Genomic DNA, 18516 nt, shown 5'->3' on the forward strand with positions numbered 1-18516 from the left:
CTTTTTGACTTGCTTTTTTCAGACGTTACGGGAAATCCCCGCCCGTCTCTCCCTCCTTGTCATTGCGAGTTTATCTATTCGCAACCGTCGATTTAACCGCTTTTGGCCGATACGGGAAAATAACGCATCTCAACAGGCGAGACAGACTTTGCTTTTGGCCCTTCTTCTATCCTTTCGGACGAATCGTCCCCGCTTTCATCCGAGCAGTCCCGGCGGACTCTCCCCTCTCCCAGCTTCATGTCGATAAAATCGACCACCTGCTGCAACGAGGCGATTTGGCTGACGATATTTTCCCGGTGGCTCATTAAACGCTCCACCAGCTCGGGATATTCCGCGGGATCGGCATCGGCGGAAACCGCCAAAAACGGCCGCATTTCCTCCAGCGGCATTCCCGTCTTTTTCAAACAGGATAGGAGCCGGATCGTATGGATGTCCTCCTGCCGATAGATGCGGTGCCCGTTGTCCTTCCGGTCCGCCCGGGGCAGCAGCGCGATCTTTTCGTAATAACGGATCGTATCCTCGGAGATGCCGGTTTGCTCGGCGGTTTGTTTGATCGTAAAAGTTTGCTCTGCCTTCACCCTACTCCCTCCTGGAGATTGTTTTTTGTGCATTATACATCTTGGAGCTGGCTCCAAGTCAAGTCTATTCGCCTTTGAATCAAAACCTTGTTTCTACTCCTTGACTTGGAGCCGACTCCAAGTTCTACAATGTGCGCTACTAGGGGAAATATCCCGACTTCAGGAGGAGAAGCACAATGAACGAAAACCAACGCGAAAATATCGCACTGATTACGGGCGCAAGCGCCGGGATCGGGTTGGAATTGACCCGGAAATTATTGTCGGAGGACTGGCAGGTGGTCGCTTTGAACCGTTCGGACTTTCCGGCAGACGATGCGAGCATCCAAAAAGCGGTCAAAAGCAGGCGGCTTCGCATGTATAAAGTAACCGATCTCGCGGATTACGCCAGCTTGAGACGGGCTTTGGAGGAGATCAAAAATAAGGAACAGCGGATCGATGTTTTGTTCAACAACGCGGGCGGGAGCTTTCACGAGCTGAGTTATTCGATACAAGGGCGCGAGAAGCATTATGAAGTGATGACCGTCGTGCCGTATATCATCCTGATGGAATTGAAGGAACTCATTAACGGCGGCCGCTTAAAAACGGTGATCAACACTTCATCTTCAGCGCTTAAATTTACGAAAGAGTTCAGCATCGAAATTCTGGAGCGCCCCAAAACCTTTCGCAAGCTGATCGGCCCTTACGCTACCTCAAAGCTGGCGCTTTCGCTGTGGACGCAGGCCATCGCGCCGCAGCTTGCCAAGGACGGCATCAAAATCCGCAGCGTCGACCCGGGCAGCAACAATACGTTAAGAAAGGGAAAAAAATCAGGACTACCCCTATTGGTCAAACCGTTGATGAAGCTGTTTTTCTCCCCGCCTACCCAAGGCGCTGATCGGTTGTATGAGGGTGCGCTCGGGGAACATCGCCATGAGACCGGGGTGTTTTTGCTGAAGGGTCAGGTCGCTGATTTGCATTTTAAAGATCAAGCTCAGAACGTTTTAGACAGGATAAACGCGATATACAAACATGAGTTTCTTGGTGAAGCGCGCCTGAATGATTAAAAAGCTTGAAGCCGACCGGCGAACACAAGCAGCAGGAGGCAGCCGACAGGCTGCCTTCGATTGTTGATCGAGCTAACTTCCCTTTAGCTTAACCGCATCCACCATGTAACGCGACTTCATAAAAAATGGAACAGAAGAACCTGCAAACATTAAGCTGCTTTCCGTTTGTACGCGCGCATCGCAAAGAAATAAGCTACAAGCATAATTCCGACGCACCACGCAAGCGCGATCCATATACCATTGCCCACAGGCTGGCCTGACAGCAGCGCACGGATGGATTCCACGATTGAAGTCACCGGCTGGTTTTCGGCAAAAGCGCGAACGACCTTCGGCATCGAATCGGTCGGCACAAAGGCCGAGCTGATAAATGGCAGGAAGATCAGCGGATAGGAAAATGCGCTTGCGCCTTCCACCGATTTTGCTGACAATCCGGCAATCGCCGCGACCCACGTCAAAGCCAGCGTAAACAGCACGAGGATACCGGCTACGGCAAGCCATGATAGAACCCCGGAGGACGAGCGAAAGCCCATCAGGAGCGCTACGAGAATGATGACGACCAGAGAAATGACGTTGGATACCACCGAGGTCAGCACGTGCCCCCACAGGACGGCGGAACGGGCGATCGGCATGGAGTGGAACCGCTCAATGATGCCCCGCTGCTTATCCAGAAACAGGCGGTAAGCCGTATAGGATATACCGCTTGCGATTGCAATCAGCAGGATGCCCGGCAACAGGTAGTTCACATAGTTATCCGTACCGGTGTGGATGGCGCCGCCGAACACATAGACGAACAGCAGCATCAGCGCAATCGGTGTGATGCAGACCGTGATAATGGTGTCCATGCTGCGGAAAATATGGCGCATGGAGCGCCCGAGCATGACGCCCATATCGCTAAAAAAGTGATGCTTTACCGTTTCCATTTACATGGCCTCCTTATTGCCGATGATTGCGAGGAAAATCTCCTCCAATGAAGGTTGTTTTTCCACATATTCCACCTTCGCTTGCGGGAACAGCTTTTTCAGCTCCGAAAGCGTGCCATTCGCGATAATCCTGCCTTCGTGAAGAATGGCGATTCGGTCGGCAAGTTGCTCGGCCTCATCCAGATACTGAGTGGTTAGAAATATCGTCGTGCCGCCGTCTGCAAGTTCCTTGACGGTCCTCCAAACCTCGATCCGGGCCTCAGGGTCAAGCCCTGTAGTTGGCTCGTCGAGGAAAATGATCTGCGGATTCCCGACAAGGCTCAAAGCGATGTCGAGCCTGCGGCGCATGCCCCCCGAATACGTAGATGCCTTGCGGTCCGCGGCGTCTGTCAGGCCAAAGCGTTTAAGCATGTCATCCGCAACCTGACGCGGATTTTTAAGATGCCGCAGCTTGGCGATCATCATAAGATTTTCCCGCCCGGTCAAAATCTCGTCCACGGCGGCAAACTGCCCGGTCAGACTGATCGCATGCCGCACATGCTCGGGTTTTGACGCGACGTCAAATCCGTTTACGGTGGCGGTGCCTCCGCCCTGTTTGAGCAGCGTGGTGAGGATTCTGACAATCGTCGTCTTGCCCGCGCCGTTGGAGCCAAGCAGGGCGAAAATTTCACCTCGCTTCACTTCAAAATCGACGCCCTTTAGGACTTCCTTGTCTTTGAAAGATTTTCGCAGACCTTTGACTTGAATTGCTTTTTCCATCCTGATCCCCCCCTTTTACTTTGTTTCATCCGTCATCTTTTTTATGGCCTCGTAAACTTTTTGGTCAACGGATTCTTGATAGATGTCAGCGTAAGTTTTTGAATCTTTGATTAGATCGTCGCAAAAAGCCGCTACGTCATTGCCCGTCACTTCGAGCACGCCTTTCCCCAAGGCCGCGCCCTCTTCAAAAAGATCGACAATCCCCGAGAGTAAATCTGTTCCTTCGGTTAGTTCAACAGGGCCTACCTTAAAGAGATATTTTTGAATCTCTTTATACACGATCTGATAATCTTGCGGGAGCGCTTTGACACGCGCCACATGCGCGCGCCACTCTTTTTTGCCTTCGATGATATCTCGTATTCTCATGTTATCCTCCTCCTATTTGCCTAATTTTTTAGCGATATTATTGTTAAGTTGCTCACGCCACTTGTCACGGTAAGACTTTGCCCCATCGATGCCTGCGAGTGCTGAACAGAAGCCTTTGATATCGTCACCGAGCACCTCTTGAACACTCTGACCGTCCGCCGACGCTTCTTCGAGCAGGCCAAGCACGCCGTCAAGAATTGGCATGAGGTTGCGACCAGAAAAATTGGTATACGACCAAATATTTGTATTGATGTCTTCCCATGCCGCTTGATAATCGGCCGGAAGCTTTTTCACTCGCGCTTCAAAAGCCTTCATTTCTTTAGTCATGTCGCTGCCGGTGATTTTTTCCCAAAAATTCATTGTTTTTCCTCCTTTAACTCATTCATTTTTGATGATACGAACTCCCATTTTTCCCAGAACTTCCGCAGCTCCTCACGCCCCGCGTCATTGATCGCGAAAAACTTTCGCGGCGGTCCCATGTCGGAGGGCTTCTTGGTGGTCTCCACCAATTTGTTTTTTTCAAGGCGGATCAGAATGGTGTACACCGTTCCCTCCACAACATCTGAGAAGCCGAGGGCGTTCAGCCGCCGCGTGATTTCGTAGCCGTAGGTTTCATTGCGGCTTATAATCTCTAGGACGCAGCCCTCAAGCACGCCTTTGAGCATTTCCGTCAGGTTTTCCAACACAATCGCTCCTTGCTATTCTGTGTTACTGGTATGAAGTATTACTTACTACCACTACAAAGTAACACGTAGTAGTTCGTTTGTCAACAACGTTTGCCCTGACGGATTTTATTTTTTCAACCGGGACAAAGCTCGCCCAATTCCAACCACATGTCGCTGTTAAAGTTTCGGGTCGGCCCCCATATAACTGCATCGCAAAAAAAAGAAGCCGCCAATATGACGACTTCTTACATATATGTTTGTATACCGCTCGATAAGTGTCTTCAAACGACTTTACCCTTTGCTTGCGCCCGACGTCAGTCCGTCCACGAGCAAACGCTGCAGGAAAATAAACAATATGGTGATCGGCACCGCGATCAGGACCGCTCCGGCGGAAAATGCCGTAAAGTTCGTATTTTGGTTCGAAGCGACCATATCGTACAGCCCGACCGCCAGCGTCCAGTTTTCCTTCGTCCGCAGAACGAGCCGTGCAAAAATGTAATCCACCCAAGGGCCGACAAACTGCGTCAATGCCATATAGGTGATCATCGGTTTGGAAAGCGGCAAAATGATGCGCGTAAAAATCTTCCAGTTGCTCGCTCCATCGATTTTGGCGGCTTCATCCAGCGTACGCGGGATCGTATCGAGAAAACCTTTGGCGATAAACGTTCCCCCGAGAGGGGCTCCGGCGGCATACACGACGATCAGCGCCAGATGCGTGTCCAGCAGATGCCACTCTTTTAACAAAAGATAGATCGCGATCATGCTCATGAAGCCCGGAAACATCCCCAGGATAAGCACGGTCGACAACGCCGTCTTCCGCCAGCGGAAACGGAACCGGGATACCGCGTAACTGGTCAGCAGCGTCAAAAATACGCCGATGATCATTGAGCACGTGGCGATTTTCAGTGTGTTCAAATACCACTGGCCGAACATGAAGCTTTTCGAAGTAAACAGCTCGCGATAATGGTCCAGCGTAAAGGTTTCCGGAATCAGCGTCTTGCTGTACAGCGATTTCCCCGGCCGGAACGATCCCAAGACCACCCATAGGGCAGGATAAACCGCGCATACGGACAGGATGACCAGAACGAGATAACTCAGCCCCAGCCGGAAACCTCTTCTCACTTTGCGTCCGCTCATTGGATCATATCCTCCTCTTTGAATGACTTGGTCCGCCGGTAATTGTAAATGGAGAACGAGGCGATAATCAGGAAAATGATGATGCCGACAGCGGACGCCATGTTGTATTTATTCTGATCCAGCGTCAGTTTGTACAGCCAGGTCACGAGCAGATCCGTCGCGCCGGCGTATTGATAATCCCCGACCACCGGATTGCCGTTCGTCAGCAGGTAAATGGCGTTAAAGTTGTTGATGTTGCCCGCAAACTGCATGATCAGCGTCGGCGCCGTCGAGAACAGGATCATCGGCAGCGTGACGATTTTGAATTTTTGGTATCCGCTAGCCCCGTCAATTTCCGCCGCTTCATACATGTCCTTCGGAATGGTCGTCAGGATCCCCATGATCAAAATCATGGATACCGGAATGCCTACCCACATGTTGACGATGATAACCGTCACTTTGGCCCAGAACGGGTCCGTAAGCCAAGGAAGGCCGCCAAGGCCGAAGTAACCTAGGTATTGGTTGATGGGGCCGAATTGGCCGTTAAACATGTTCCGCATGACAAGCAGCGAGATAAGCTGCGGAATCGCATATGGAATAACCAGGATCGTCCGCCACAGCCCTTTGAATTTGATGCCCTGTTGATTGATCAGAAGCGCCACCAGCAGGCCTCCCAAATATGTGGTTAGCGTGGACAGAACCGCCCAGATAATCGTCCAGGTCAATACGCCAAAAAACGTATGGCTCCATGTTTTCAGCGACAATAAGTCCTTAAACGTCTGAAAGCCCACCCAATCGACAAGTTTCGCCGGAGGTATATGATTTGGCGCCGAGTAGTTGGTGAATGCCAGCATGATCATAAACAGAATCGGCATAATTGTAAAAAACAAAATGCCTATGGTCGGAAGGGCCAAAAAGGATTGCGCAAATTTATAGTCCATCACATACCGGACGGATTGTTTGAAATTGTTCGGCTTTTTGCCGTTTTCCCGGTTTTGCGCCGTTTTATAGGCATCCCGGATGTTCATGATATAGACGATAATAAACAGAACCAAAAATAAAAGCGTGATCAAGCTCTGGACCAGAATGAAAATGGAGTGGTCCCCCTCGATCTTTTTGGATATATTCCGGGGCGTTTCCCCGAGGGTTACGATTCCCCATAACGCTCTACCCAAATTATTGCTGAAATAAAAAACAGCCCATGCTTCGACAAGCAGGAACAAAATGCCTTTGATGAACTGGCGGTTATATATTTGTCCAAGTCCCATGCTTAAAATCGACAGTATCGTTGCCTTGCTGCGGTGCCTTTGCATCAGCCCTCTCCCCTCCCCGAATTATGCGAAAGCATCTGTTGACGCTTACGGCGTGTAACCAGACCCCCATGCGGAGTTTCTCTAGCGGCACGAGAAAAAATGCCCTTTTGACAAAAACACCAAACATGACGACGTTTTAAGGTGAATCGCCCGCCGCTCGGTGAGCGGCGGGTCGATTCAACAACAACAGGATCTGCCAAGCTTCTGTCTTATTATTTGGTCGCGCCGTTGTTCAAGTCTTTGATTTGCTGAGCCGCTTTGTCCATCGCTGTTTTCGGATCCGCGTTGTTGTCCCAAATTTCCGGCAGCGCCGCGTTCACAGGACTCCATACGTTGCCCATTTCAGGAATGGAAGGCATCGGCTGCGAGTTTTTGGCTTGCTCCGCAAATGCCGAAATATACGGGTCGTTTTTGATTTGGTCGGATTCCAGCGCTTCCTTGTTCGTAGGGATGGAGCCGACTTTTTCGTTCAGCAGCAATTGAGCGTCCTTGGTGGACGCGAACTCGGCGAACAATTGAGCCGCATTCGGGTATTTCGTAAACGAGTTGACGTACCATGCTTTAATACCGGAGAAGGAAATGGCTGTTTTGCCGCCGATCGTCGGGATCGGCGCGATGCCGAGGTTGTCGCCGAGCGCTTTTTTGTAGCCGCCAAGCTCCCAAGGCCCGTTGATGTCCATGGCTACGTCGCCGGAATTAAACAAGCTGCGTTTGATATCCGGGTTGATATCCCCGCTCTTCACCGGCAGAATCGTTTTCAGCTCCTGGTACACTTTCAAGCTTTCCAGCGCGCCTTCGTTGTTGATGCCGATGTCGTCTTTGTCGGTTCCGTTTTTGCCGAAAATATATCCGCCGGTCGAAGCGATAAACGGATAGTTGAAGTACATGTTGCCCGTTTCCCACATGATGGCGTATTTTTTCTTGGCGTTATCCGTAAACGTTTTGCCGAAAGCGATGACATCTTCAAACGATTTGGGCGCTTCTTTCACGAGGGATTTGTTGTAGTACAACGCATAGGTTTCAGCCGCTCTCGGATATCCGAAAAGCGTGCCGTCGTAGGTTACGCCTTGAACGGCTGCCTCGGTATTGTTTTTGGTGATTTCGTCCTTGAATGCTTCGTTTGGCAGCAGGAGGCCAGCTTCGACGGCTCTGCCCAGGTTGTCATGCGGGAAAATAACGACGTCGGCGGCCAGTCCGGAAGGCCCGTCCTGGGACAGCTTCGTCACTTGGTCCGTTGGATTGACTTCTTCGATTTTGACCGGAATATTATATTTGGCCGTAAATTGCTTCGCGATTTCATCCGTAAACGCTCTTTCGTCCTTGCTCTCCCAAACGACCAAGGAAGCTCCATCCTCCGGCTGCAGTCCTTCCGCAGCTGCGGCATCGTTGTTATTTTCGGCAGGCGCCGTCGTTTCGGAGCTGTTGTTGTCTGCCGGTGCAGGCTCCTCGGCGGTTTTGTTGCCGCTGCCGCAGGCCGTAATGGAAAACGCCATCGTCAGCGTAGCAGCCAAAGCCAGAAACTGTTTCATTTTCATTTCGCAATAACCCCTCTCCTGGATTTAAACTTCTGCGTCCCGATTCAAGCGCAAACGATTTCACAAGAAGCAATAACGGTCCGATTTTTATGTATGACGGACCACTTTTCTTCAATCGGTTCCGAAGTAAGCGCTTTAATCATGCGTTTATCATACACGGAGCTTTTTGTTTTGTAAAAACGTTTGCACAGTGTAATTTCGGCTAAATTGGGTAGTTTTCCGGCTGTAATCGCCCAATATCTCGAAATATTGCATGCTTTCTTAGATTCTGGGACCTATTTACTGCAAAATAACGGTGGAATAGGCCGGAAGCGATACGATATTTTTGTTGATGACAGCGCCGTCGCTGCTGTTGCGGACCATTTTTTGAAAAACGGACAGGCTTGCCGGTTCCAGGGAAACGTCCTGAGGCTGACCGGATAGATTGTGCAACACGAGCACGGTTTGCTCCGGACTTTTGCGCACGAAAGATACGATGGCGGGATTCCCCGTTTCGATACTCGCCAGCTCTCCGCCGCGAAGGGCAGGCAGGTCGTTTCGCCAACGGATCAGCATCCGGTAAGCGGACAGCAGAGAATCCTTTTGATTCGTTTGGGTCTGAACGTTCGCTTCCTTCCGATTCGCGCCGCTGACGATCGGTTGTTCCCAAGAGGTTTGCGCTTTGCTTTTCCCGTCCGCCGTCCATGCAAACGGTTCGCGGATTTGTTCGTCCGGTTTTGCGCCAAGCATGCCGATTTCTTCCCCGTAGTAAATAAACGGGTTGCCCGGCAATGTAAGCAGAAGCGCCGCGGCCATTTTGGCATGATTCGTATTTTTTCCGAGCTGGCTCATCACACGGTCCTGATCGTGGTTGGACAAAAAGACGGCATCCACGTACCGGTTCCCGGACTTCTCCATGTAGAACCCGCGGGTTCGCTCCAACGTAAACGCCAGATTGTTGTCCTTTTCCTGCTTGACTGCGCTGAGGATATGATCCGCAAGGCTGAAGTCGAACGCCGAATCGAACGCCCGGTCCAAGTATGGAGCGATGACGGCCGCCGATGATTCCCAAACCTCGCCCACCATGTACGCGTCTTTGTTCACGGCATTCATGCCGCTGCGGAATTCCTGCCACCAAGCTGCATTTTTGGCGGTGGTTGCCGGGCTGCGGTCGCTTTGCAGGTTTTCGTAGATATGCTTGGCGCCGTCTACCCGGAAACCGTCCACGCCAAGCTTCAGCCAAAACTGCCCGACATCCTTGATCTCGTTGCGAACCTCCGGATTGTCGAAATTAAGGTCGGGCATGCCTTCCCAAAAGGTACCGAGGTAATGGGCGCCTCCGCGTTCAAACCACGGATTGCCGCTACCCGCCGCGCTGGTGCCGGAAGGGGCGATCCCCTGATCCTCCGCCCATACGTACCAGTCGCGGTATTTGCCGTTTGGGCTTTGGCTCGCTTCGACGAACCACGGATGCTGCACGCTGGTATGGTTCACGACCAGGTCCATGATCACTTTGATTCCGCGCTTATGGGCTTCTTCCACCAGCCTTTTCATATCCTCCAGCGTCCCGTAATCGGGGTTGATGTTGCGATAATCGGTGATGTCGTAACCGTGGTAGCTTGGGGATGGCTGGACCGGCATAAGCCAGATGCCGCCTACCCCTAAATCGTCATGGGTGTCCGGATTGCCGTCGTTCAAATAATCCAGCTTCTCCGTTAAGCCTTTCAGGTCCCCGATGCCGTCTCCGTTCGAATCCGCAAAAGACCGGACGAACACCTCGTAATAAACGGTCGACGGCTGCTCGCGAATCTTCATTTTCGTTTCTCCTGCTCCCCCCGGCGCTTGCCCATTTCCATCGGCCTTGGCGGATTCGCGCGGCCCTTCGACTGCCGCGTTCGGTTCCGACGTTTTGGATTTTTGCGCCCCGGGACCTTCGCTGCCACAACCTGCCAGCAAAATACCGGCCAATGCCGCAGCCGCCGCTCCGCGCCCCCATCTTCCAATGGACGCCTTACTTGCCGTTTGCGCTCTTTGCTTCATGTTCTCCTCCTTCGCAAAGTCATCAGACAATGTTAAGAAAACGGACGTTCAGGCAGCATGTCATGCTCTGCCGCATCATCATTGTTTGCCGCCCGTGCTTTCTTACTACGCAGAATACGCTTTCTGAAAACGCACGCGCAAGATATTTTTTCTTCGCTGTTTTTCTTCCGAACACCCCAAAACGACGCCAAAGCTTGGCCGATCCTTGACAGCCCTGCGCGATTGCAATATCGAAAACAGGCTGGTATCCGCTTGATTTTCCGCCGTTTCCGAGCCTTGTTCGGACGGACCCGGATCAACCGTATTTACAAGCGCACATGCTTTGGATTAAGATAGCAATTGAAAAATAAGGTGAACATTTGAACAAAGGTTCCCGTCTATCAAGGAACGCAAACGGTTCCACAGGGAGGTCACCATGTCTGTAACGATAAAAGATGTCGCCAAAAAAGCGGGCGTTTCCCCTTCCACCGTGTCCCGTGTGCTGTCGAACAACACGAGAATCAGCCGGGAAACATCCCAAAAAGTGCGAGACGTCATGGAAGAGCTTGGGTATCACCCGAACATCATGGCCAAAAGCCTCGTGTCGAGAACGACGGAAACCATCTGCGTCATTTTGCCGAAACCTGCCGAAGAGCTGTTTCTGAACTTGTTCTTCATGGAGCTGATCCGCGGCATCGTCACACAGGCCAACCGTTCCGGATACGACGTGCTGATCAGCTCGGGCGGAAGCGAGCAGGAGGAAGTTGATGCCGTATCCCGACTGCTGAAGGGCAAACGGGTCGACGGCGCGATTTTGCTGTATTCCCGCAAGGATGACCAGGTCGTGGAGTTTTTGAAAAAAAACCAGTTTCCGTTTGTCCTGATCGGGCGCAGCGAAAAATATCCGGACATTTTGTCCGTGGACAACGACAATGTGCAGGCAGCCTACGATGCCACCAAACATTTGATCTCGCTCGGGCATGAGCGCATCGGGTTTGTGAGCGGCCCGCCGAACCATATCGTGTCCCGCGACCGTTTGAAAGGTTACATGAACGCGCTGGAGGAAGCCGGGCTCGAAATGCGCCGCGACTGGATCGTCGAAGGCGAATTTTTGCAGGAAAGCGGCTATCGCGCCATGTCCTTTTTCATGAACCTTCCTGAACGCCCTACGGCGCTCGTGGTGATGGACGACTTCGTCTCTCTAGGCGTTCTGCGCGGCCTTCATGAATTGGGCTACAAGGTTCCCGAGGATTTATGCATCGTCAGCTTCAACAATCTTTCGATCGCCGAGCTGGCGTCGCCGCCGGTCAGCAGCATGGATATCGGCATTTACAATCTTGGATACACCGCTTCGCAGGCTTTAATCCAATCCATCCAGCATGACGGGGACAAACATCTTCAGAAACGTCATATCATTCCCCATCGTCTGGTCATTCGCGAATCATCCGTTTACACGCCGCCGAAAGAGTCTTGACCGGGCAAAAACTCCAGTGATGGCGCCAATCAGCGAATTCGCCGCTTGGCGGCCAAACCGACGACAAGGCGCTGATCCGATCGGCGCAATTTTGAACGGGGTTCGTTTGCAAGCAGGCAATACGCTCACTGCGTCACGGCTGGGCTTTCCGGCGTTTTAAGCCCATCACTTCATGATTTGTTATGAAATAAGCGGAGCATCATTGGTGCTTCTTTTATTTTCCGCTGTAGTTCAAACGTTTGCACAAACAACAAAGGAGGAACTTGCCCATGTCGCTGCATACACCGATTCGCGCCTGCCTGTTCGATTTGGACGGCGTGCTGGTCGATACCGCCAAATATCATTATTTGGCCTGGAAGCGGCTTGCCGGGGAACTTGGCTTCGACTTTACCGAGCAGGATAACGAAAGGCTGAAAGGCGTAAGCCGGATGGCTTCGCTCGACATTTTGCTTTCGATCGGCGGCATTTCGCCGGATGAAACCACCCGCCTTGCGCTCGCCGAAAAAAAGAACGGCTGGTACGTCGATTACATCACCCGGATGGATGAATCCGAGATTCTTCCGGGCGCCCTGGCTTTTTTGCAGGAGCTGAAAGCCGCCGGCCTGCTCGTCGCGCTCGGCTCGGCCAGCAAAAACGCGATGACGATTTTGAACAACACGAAACTGGCCCCTTATTTTGACGCCATCGTCGACGGAACGAAAACGGCCAGCGCCAAACCCGATCCGGAGGTGTTTTTGCTGGGAGCCCGGGAACTGAAGGTCAGCCCTGCGGAATGTGTCGTATTCGAAGATGCCGAGGCCGGCATCGAAGCCGCCATCCGCGCAGGCATGCGCAGCATCGGCGTCGGGTCCGAAACCACGCTTGGCCGGGCCGATGCGGTTGTGTCGTCTTTGCGGGAAATGTCGCTGGACCGTCTGGCAGAAATCTTTCCGTCCATATAGATTGAATTAAAGTTTTTACTTGTCATTCCTTGATCCACAGGGAATATCCGTTTCGAAGATGTGACTTACTTTAATTCAATCTATACAGCTAATTTTCAACATATTTCCCTGGAAATTTCGGTTTTGTGAAGTTTGAGCCGCGAAGCTTGACCGAAATTCCCCCCTCACCTATTACCTCATAAAGGAGCCGATGATGATGAAACCTTATTTAAAGCTCGACCCATGGAACATCGTTGAAGAGGATTTTCAGCCGCACCTGCATGAAATTTCGGAAAGCATTTTCAGTATTGGAAACGGATACATGGGGCAGCGCGCCAATTTCGAGGAGTCCTACAGTGGACCTTCGCTGCAGGGAAGCTACATGGCCGGCGTTTATTATCCCGACAAAACCCGCGTCGGCTGGTGGAAAAACGGCTATCCGGAGTATTTTGCCAAGGTGCTGAACAGCACGAACTGGATCGGCATCGACATCGATATCGACGGACAACCGCTGGACCTCGCCAACTGTAAGGTGAAGGATTTTACGCGGGTGCTGAACATGAAGGAAGGAACGTTGTCCCGCAGCTTCACGGCCGAGCTTGAAGGCGGCAAGGAGATCCGCGTCGAAGCGATCCGTTTCGTCAGCATGACCCGCCATGAAATCGGCGTCATCCGGTATGCGGTCACGCCGCTCAATTTTGAAGCAACCTTCACGGTTACTCCTTACCTGGACGGCGACGTGCAGAACCGGGACGCCAACTATGACGAAAAATTTTGGACGGAAGTCTCGAAGGAATTCGGCGAGCATGATGCGGCGTTGACGGTAAAAACGAAAAAGCTCGACTTCCACCTGACTTCGGTCATGACTTTTGAAATCAGCAAAAACGGCGAACTCCTTGATATAAAACCGGAGCTGCTGGCGAAAGAGAAGTATGTCGGCTTCCGCGCGCAGGTTGAAGCGTCTGCGAATGAGCAGATCGCCATTTACAAATATGCGGCCAACGTGACCTCCCGCGACCATGGTTTGGGGCAGCTGGTGGATGCCGGACGCACCGCCCTTCAAAGCGCGGCGGAAGCTGGCTTTCAGGCGCTGCACCGGGAGCAGGTTCAGGCATGGGCCGATAAATGGCAGGACAGCGACATCGTGATTGAAGGAGATGTGGCGGCGCAGCAGGCGATCCGTTTTAACATCTTCCAGCTCAATCAAACCTACAGCGGCGAGGACGACCGGCTGAACATCGGACCGAAAGGGTTTACCGGCGAAAAATACGGCGGCAGCACGTATTGGGACACCGAAGCCTACTGCCTGCCTTTTTACCTGAGCACCGCCGACAGCTCCATCGCCCGCAACCTGCTCATTTACCGCTACAAGCATCTGGAAAAGGCCAAGGAAAATGCGCGCAAGCTCGGCTTTGCCAAAGGCGCCCTCTATCCGATGGTGACGATGAACGGCGAGGAATGCCATAACGAATGGGAGATCACCTTTGAGGAAATCCACCGGAACGGCGCGATCGCGTACGCGATTTACAATTACGTCAATTACACCGGGGACTTTGCTTACCTCGGCCAATACGGCCTTGAAGTGCTCGCCGAAATTTCCCGCTTCTGGGAGGAGCGCGTCAATTATGTCGCCGCCAAAGGGCAATACATGATTTTGGGCGTGACAGGTCCCAACGAATACGAAAATAACGTCAACAACAACTGGTATACGAACCGCATCGCCTGCTGGACGATGGAATACACGCTGGAAGTGCTCGATTACCTGCGTGAAAACGAACCTTCCCGATACCGCGAGCTGATAGAAAAACTGCAATTATCCGAAGCGGAAACGGCAAAATGGCAGGATATCATCGACAAAATGTATTACCCGTACGATCCGGAGCGGCAAATCTTCCTGCAGCAGGATGGATTCCTTGATAAAGATCTGACGCCTGTCAAGGAGCTCGATCCGAAACATCTGCCGCTGAACCAAAACTGGTCCTGGGACCGCATTTTGCGTTCGGCTTATATCAAGCAGGCCGATGTTTTGCAGGGGCTCTTTTTCCTGGGGGAACGTTACGACCTGGAGACGAAAAAGCGGAATTTCGATTTCTACGAGCCGCTGACGGTGCATGAGTCCTCCCTTTCGCCTTGCGTTCACTCCATCATTGCGTGCGAGCTCGGCTACAAGGAAAAGGCTTACGAAATGTATTTGCGGACCTCGCGCCTTGACCTGGACAACTACAACAACGATACCGAAGACGGCTGCCATACGACCAGCATGGCCGGAACCTGGATGTCCGTCGTGTACGGCTTCGGCGGCCTGAAGGTGAAAGACGGCGTCCTGCATCTGAATCCGTTTAACCCGGGACACTGGAAATCCTTCTCCTTCAAGGTGATGTTCCGCGGTTCGCGCCTGAAAGTGACGGTTGGGGAACAGGAAGTTGTCATCGCCAACGAGTCGGAAGTGCCTGCCGATGTCCAAATTTACAGCAAAGAGTACACGGTTGGCGGCATGAGCCACGTAAAAGTCGAACATTAATGCCTGCTTCACCCGCTAACAGGCTCCCTTTTGTTTGGGAAATGGCGATGATCGTAATTGAATGAATGAAAAAAATGGGCCGCCCTAAGGTTGAACTTTGACCTGGGGCGGCCCATTTGTCTGCTTGCAAACTTCTTTCATAAACTATCATTCATTTTTACCGAAAATATATCAAACTTTCCACAAAAATGGTTGTTCATATATTTAGGATATTCTCCAAAAATAACGGTCTTGTGAAAGGGGAAAATAGATAAAGGGGAGTTTATCTACAAAGTTGTTTTATAATAAGGAGAAGAAATGGAATGGCTAAAAAGAAGACGTTTATGTTTTTTAGTGTTCTGGCTCTAATGTTTACGCTGGCCGCTTCAGCATCGGCATCCGACTCCGCATCTTCTTCAGTTGAAGGGCCCAAAGCGTCAGTTCAAACGGATGTTGTTATTGTTAAACCGCAAGGATTTATTGATAACATCAATCAAGAAACTACTAAATTGCAAGCTGCTAACGATTCGGCCCCGACAGTGACGATTGAAGAAATAAAGCCTCAACAGAAATTGAACGCTTACAATTTGGATGATATCTCCGTTTACGGCACATCCAGACCTAGAGATTTTTGGAATTTAGCAAGTTCTATTATATGGGTTTTGATTGCCAATCCTTAGGGAATGGGCATGATGGAGAGTTCACCGTCTCTCAATGAACATTATCCTTCGATGGTTACAATGAATGATTTGACAAAACAAGCCGGCGGTCAAACATCAACCGCCGGCTTGTTTTTTATTGATCATATAAGTCACTTTTACTTACGGAATGATAATTTCCTGGCCGATTTTCAGGCCGCGGACATTGGTGATTCCGTTTGCTTTGGCGATTTTTTCCCAGTCCACGCCGAACCGGAGCCCGATGCGGTACAGGTTGTCGCCTTTTTTGATCACGTATACTTTACCGCTTGCGGACGGCTTGCCTGTCTCCGGTTTAGGTGCAGGCTTCGTTTCAGGCTGCGACGGTTTCTCCGGAGCCGTAGGAACCGGAGGCTGTTCCGGTTTCGTTGGTACGGTTGGCGTTGTCGCCGGAGGCGTCGTTGTTTCCGTCGAAGGCGCAGGCGCGCTTACGGACAGATCAAGCGCATATTTCGCAAAGCCGTTGCCGCCGTCGCCGACATACGTCATGTTTTTGCTTTTCGCTACCAGGTCTTTGGCGTCCGGAGACGACGTAAACGTGACGTTCAGCTTTTTATCGATCGGAGCAAACGACCAGTTGTTGTCCGCGGAAGGATTGATCGTTCCGTTTTCGCGGATGTAATCGATAATGACCTGGCGGTTTTCGTCCGGAGCCGCCATGATGATCCGTTTGCCGTCCGGATTCGCCAGCTTGGAAGACGAAGCGCGGTAGTTGTTGGTCGCCACGACGAATTTTTGCTTCGGATCGATCGGTTTGCCGTTATACTGCAGGTTTTTGATGCGGTTTGCATCCGGGTTGACCAGGTTGCCTTTCAGGTCGAATTTGTTCGGCTGCGTGACATCGATTTGGTACGTCACGCCATCGATCACGTCATAGTTATATGTCGGGAAATCGTTGTTGATAAGCGGCTGCTCCGTCGTTTTCGAAGGATCGATCTGGTTGAACTGCCCTGCGGACCATTCAAGCCAGTTTTTCAATTCTTCGCCGTTGACGACGACCGCATGCACGGTGTTCGGATACACGTACAGGTCGGACACGTTTTTGATGGCGATCGTTCCGGCCGGAATGTTCGTGTAATACGAAGCGCCCGAACGTCCGCCCGCTTTAAACGGAGCGCCTGCGGAAAGCACCGGAAGGTTTTCGTATTCCGTGCCTTTCAGGTTTTTCTCCACATACCATTTTTGGGCGTTGGTCACGATTTGAATGGACGGATCGTCCTGTACGAGCGCGAAATAGCTGGTGATCGGCGCCGTCGTTTTTCCTACCGGTCCGCGGACGTATTCGATCGTGGCGTCATGTTCGGCTTTAACCGCATTCACGATATCCTGATCGGCGTCGACCAATGCCTTTTTGTTCGCCACGTCGTATACGGCGCGGGTTTCGGTTTTGGAGCCGACGACCTTCCATTTGCCGTCTGCTTTTTCAAGATCCAAATCGATGATGCCGAGATGGTCCCCCCAATATCCGGGTTCGACGGAAGGAACGCCGTTGATGGTGCCCTTTTCGAGGTCCACGCCCTTTTTGCCTTTGAACTCGTCGCTTGGGAAGGTTTTATGCGCATGGCCGAACATAATCGCGTCGATGCCTTCAACCTGGCTCAAATACAGCACGGAGTTTTCCATCAAGTCGGTTTGCGGAATATCCTCGAAGCCGGAGTGCGGAATCGCGACGATGATGTCGGCGCCTTCTTTTTTCATTTGCGGCACGAACTTCTTGGCGGTCTGGATGATGTCTTTGGCGATCACCTTGCCGACCAGGTTCGCGCTGTCCCATTGCATGATTTGCGGTGGCGCAAAAGCGATCACGCCAACCTTGACGGTTTGCTCCTGGCCGTTTTCGTCAATCACTTTTTTGTTCAGAATCGTATAAGGGGTAAAATAGTTCACGTCGTTGCTTTCATCCTGATCGCCGTCGTCCTTGTAGATGTTCGCGTTAACGATCGGGAAGTTGGCTCCCTTTTCCGACAGATTCAGAAAATCGAGCCCATAGTTGAATTCATGGTTCCCTACGCCGCCCGCATCATACTGCATCAAATCCATCGCTTTGTACACGGGATGAGTTTGACCCGGTTTCAGCGGATTGACTTTGGCCACGTAATCCCCCAGCGGATTGCCTTGCAAAAGGTCGCCGTTGTCGAACAGCAGGCTGTTTTTGGCTTCCTTGCGCGCCGCGTTGATCAGGGTGGCCGTTTTGGCAAATCCGTATTCGTCCGTCGGCTTGTCTGAATAGTAGTCATAATTGACCATATTGACATGCAAATCGGATGTTTCCATCAAGCGGAGCTTGACCTTCGGGTTCGCCGTGCTTCCGTCGGCATAAGCCGCAAACGGAAGTGCCAGAACGTTAAAGGCGACGGCTGCTGCGGTGATGGTTTTCGCTACTTTCTTACGGGACTTCGACATTTTACCCCTCCTAGAAAATATATACCTGATATTACAAATGCGCGGACCTTTTGTAACCGTTTTCTATTTTATAACCACCGGTTAAATATTTTAGGGTCCACTAGTAGTTTAAATCCAATTTCAGCCGAAATAAAGACAAATACCTCCATTTGCAAAAAAATAATACCCGGGACCCTGCCCCGCGTATTATGCAAGATGTTACATACGTTTTCAATAGTTCGAAATCAC

Annotated in this window: 16 protein-coding genes; 5 read left to right on the top strand and 11 right to left on the bottom strand. The window is 51.5% G+C overall.

What is annotated here, in order from left to right; genetic code table 11:
• Positions 1-92 precede the first annotated feature (92 nt).
• Complete coding sequence (locus GQY55_RS05925; protein ID WP_160039137.1) at positions 93-578, bottom strand: MerR family transcriptional regulator; 486 nt, start codon at positions 576-578, stop codon at positions 93-95.
• 176 nt (positions 579-754) lie between these two features.
• Between GQY55_RS05925 and GQY55_RS05930 the strand changes: the two genes are divergently transcribed.
• Complete coding sequence (locus GQY55_RS05930; RefSeq protein ID WP_160039139.1) at positions 755-1621, top strand: SDR family NAD(P)-dependent oxidoreductase; 867 nt, start codon at positions 755-757, stop codon at positions 1619-1621.
• A 149-nt stretch (positions 1622-1770) separates the two neighbouring features.
• Here the strand turns inward: GQY55_RS05930 and GQY55_RS05935 are convergent, their stop codons facing one another.
• The 9 genes from GQY55_RS05935 to GQY55_RS05975 form a co-directional block, all read right to left on the bottom strand.
• The gene (locus GQY55_RS05935) at positions 1771-2541 is read right to left on the bottom strand and encodes an ABC transporter permease (protein WP_160039141.1); all 771 of its coding nucleotides are present in this window, start codon (positions 2539-2541) and stop codon (positions 1771-1773) included.
• Positions 2542-3300: an ABC transporter ATP-binding protein gene (locus GQY55_RS05940; RefSeq protein ID WP_160039143.1), complete on the bottom strand. Its 759-nt coding sequence runs from the start codon at positions 3298-3300 to the stop codon at positions 2542-2544. It lies immediately after the preceding gene.
• A 15-nt stretch (positions 3301-3315) separates the two neighbouring features.
• Positions 3316-3666, bottom strand: a complete 351-nt coding sequence (locus tag GQY55_RS05945) for a DUF1048 domain-containing protein (RefSeq protein ID WP_160039145.1) — start codon at positions 3664-3666, stop codon at positions 3316-3318.
• Positions 3667-3678: 12 nt separating this feature from the next.
• Positions 3679-4026 carry a DUF1048 domain-containing protein gene (locus GQY55_RS05950; protein WP_160039147.1) on the bottom strand — a complete coding sequence of 116 codons (348 nt, stop codon included), beginning with the start codon at positions 4024-4026 and terminating at the stop codon, positions 3679-3681.
• The gene (locus tag GQY55_RS05955; RefSeq protein WP_328803729.1) at positions 4023-4331 is read right to left on the bottom strand and encodes a PadR family transcriptional regulator; all 309 of its coding nucleotides are present in this window, start codon (positions 4329-4331) and stop codon (positions 4023-4025) included. The genes GQY55_RS05950 and GQY55_RS05955 overlap by 4 nt, the downstream gene beginning before the upstream one ends.
• Before the next feature lie 291 nt (positions 4332-4622).
• Positions 4623-5468 carry a sugar ABC transporter permease gene (locus GQY55_RS05960; protein WP_160039151.1) on the bottom strand — a complete coding sequence of 282 codons (846 nt, stop codon included), beginning with the start codon at positions 5466-5468 and terminating at the stop codon, positions 4623-4625.
• Entirely contained in the window at positions 5465-6760 is a 1296-nt protein-coding gene (locus GQY55_RS05965) for a sugar ABC transporter permease (protein ID WP_160039153.1), read from the bottom strand. The genes GQY55_RS05960 and GQY55_RS05965 overlap by 4 nt, the downstream gene beginning before the upstream one ends.
• 212 nt (positions 6761-6972) lie before the next feature.
• Positions 6973-8295 carry a sugar ABC transporter substrate-binding protein gene (locus GQY55_RS05970; RefSeq protein WP_160039155.1) on the bottom strand — a complete coding sequence of 441 codons (1323 nt, stop codon included), beginning with the start codon at positions 8293-8295 and terminating at the stop codon, positions 6973-6975.
• Positions 8296-8574: 279 nt separating this feature from the next.
• The gene (locus GQY55_RS05975) at positions 8575-10314 is read right to left on the bottom strand and encodes an alpha-amylase family glycosyl hydrolase (RefSeq protein ID WP_160039157.1); all 1740 of its coding nucleotides are present in this window, start codon (positions 10312-10314) and stop codon (positions 8575-8577) included.
• Positions 10315-10729: 415 nt separating this feature from the next.
• Here GQY55_RS05975 and GQY55_RS05980 point away from each other — a divergent pair, with 415 nt between their 5' ends.
• The 4 genes from GQY55_RS05980 (at position 10730) to GQY55_RS05995 (ending at position 15867) form a co-directional block, all read left to right on the top strand.
• The gene (locus tag GQY55_RS05980) at positions 10730-11767 is read left to right on the top strand and encodes a LacI family DNA-binding transcriptional regulator (protein WP_160039159.1); all 1038 of its coding nucleotides are present in this window, start codon (positions 10730-10732) and stop codon (positions 11765-11767) included.
• Positions 11768-12036: 269 nt separating this feature from the next.
• Complete coding sequence (gene pgmB / locus GQY55_RS05985; RefSeq protein WP_160039161.1) at positions 12037-12708, top strand: beta-phosphoglucomutase; 672 nt, start codon at positions 12037-12039, stop codon at positions 12706-12708.
• 196 nt (positions 12709-12904) lie between these two features.
• Positions 12905-15208, top strand: coding sequence for a glycoside hydrolase family 65 protein (locus GQY55_RS05990; RefSeq protein ID WP_160039163.1), 2304 nt, complete (start codon positions 12905-12907; stop codon positions 15206-15208).
• 302 nt (positions 15209-15510) lie between these two features.
• The gene (locus GQY55_RS05995) at positions 15511-15867 is read left to right on the top strand and encodes a hypothetical protein (protein WP_160039165.1); all 357 of its coding nucleotides are present in this window, start codon (positions 15511-15513) and stop codon (positions 15865-15867) included.
• Positions 15868-16008: 141 nt separating this feature from the next.
• Here the strand turns inward: GQY55_RS05995 and GQY55_RS06000 are convergent, their stop codons facing one another.
• Positions 16009-18288: a bifunctional 2',3'-cyclic-nucleotide 2'-phosphodiesterase/3'-nucleotidase gene (locus GQY55_RS06000; protein WP_160039167.1), complete on the bottom strand. Its 2280-nt coding sequence runs from the start codon at positions 18286-18288 to the stop codon at positions 16009-16011.
• Positions 18289-18516: the final 228 nt, after the last annotated feature.

It is taken from the genome of Paenibacillus sp. USDA918EY, assembly GCF_009870825.1.
In the GTDB taxonomy this organism is placed as follows: domain Bacteria; phylum Bacillota; class Bacilli; order Paenibacillales; family Paenibacillaceae; genus Paenibacillus_AQ; species Paenibacillus_AQ albilobatus.